The organism is Streptomyces cucumeris (genome assembly GCF_024295805.1).
Lineage (GTDB): Bacteria > Actinomycetota > Actinomycetes > Streptomycetales > Streptomycetaceae > Streptomyces > Streptomyces cucumeris.
Genome location: NZ_JANCLX010000091.1, coordinates 1 through 1054, shown reverse-complemented (window position 1 = coordinate 1054; position 1054 = coordinate 1). Strand labels below are relative to the sequence as shown.

The 1054-nt window shown below is 67.7% G+C and carries 1 protein-coding gene; it reads right to left on the bottom strand.

The genetic code is table 11. The annotated features are described in order from the left end of the window. Nucleotides 1–954 carry an IS481 family transposase gene (locus NMK44_RS41865; protein ID WP_254753396.1) on the bottom strand — a complete coding sequence of 318 codons (954 nt, stop codon included), beginning with the start codon at nt 952–954 and terminating at the stop codon, nt 1–3. Nucleotides 955–1054 lie beyond the last annotated feature (100 nt).

Here is a 1054-nt window from a genome sequence, read left to right as displayed (position 1 = left end):
CTAGGTGTATTGGCCCGCAGGGTTGTTCACACGGTTGATCGGTGGCTGACCTCCGAGTGCGGTGTGGCAGCGATGGTAGTTGTAGGTGTGGAGGAAGTCGGCCAGGGCTGCGCTGCGTTCGTCGTTGCTGGTGTAGGGCCGCAGGTAGGCCCATTCGTCGAGCAGGGTGCGGTTGAAGCGTTCGACCTTGCCGTTGGTCTGGGGCCGGTAGGCGCGGGTGAGCTTGCCGCTCGCGCCGAGCTTGTTGAGGACGTCTTTCCAGGCCAGGCCCTTGCGATAAGCCCAGGCATTGTCCGTGAGGACGCGCTCGATGCGAGTGATGCCGCTGGCGTGGAAGAAGGCGGCTGCGCGGGTGAGGAAGCCTGCGCAGGTCGCGACCTTCTCGTCTGCGTGGATCTCGCTGTAGGCGAGGCGGGTGTGGTCGTCGACGGCGGAGTGGACGTAGTCGAAGCCCATGCCGCGGATCGGCCGGCCGACGTCGCGGCCGTGGACCTTGTGGCCGCCGCCGTCGGGGATGCGGCCGAGTTTCTTGACGTCGACGTGGATCAGTTCGCCGGGGCGGTCGCGTTCGTAGCGGCGGATCACCGCCCCGGTGGGCCGGTCCAGCCAGGCCAGGCGGTTGAGGCCGTGGCGGGTCAGGACGCGGTGCACGGTGGAGGCGGGCAGACCCAGGACCGGGCCGATGCGAGCCGGGCCGAGCTTGCGGTCACGCCGCAGCCAGCACACCCGGTCCTCCACCGTCGCCGAGGTGCGGTGGGGCGTCCGGTGCGGCCTGCTGGAACGGTCAACAAGACCGGTCTCCCCTTCACGGCGCCAGCGGCGGATCCACTTGTGTGCTGTCGCCCGGGAGATGCCCATCTCGGCGGCCACATGAGCGACAGGACGGCCCGAGCGGACACGTGTGACGAGCAGCCGCCTGCCATGAACGGTCAGCCGGGCATTACGGTGGGACACGAAGACCTCCGTGCGGTGTGTTCCTAGACAGCTCCACCACATCGGAGGTCTTCGCCATGTTCAAGGCCCGCCAGTGTCAACAACGCTCGTGATCAATACA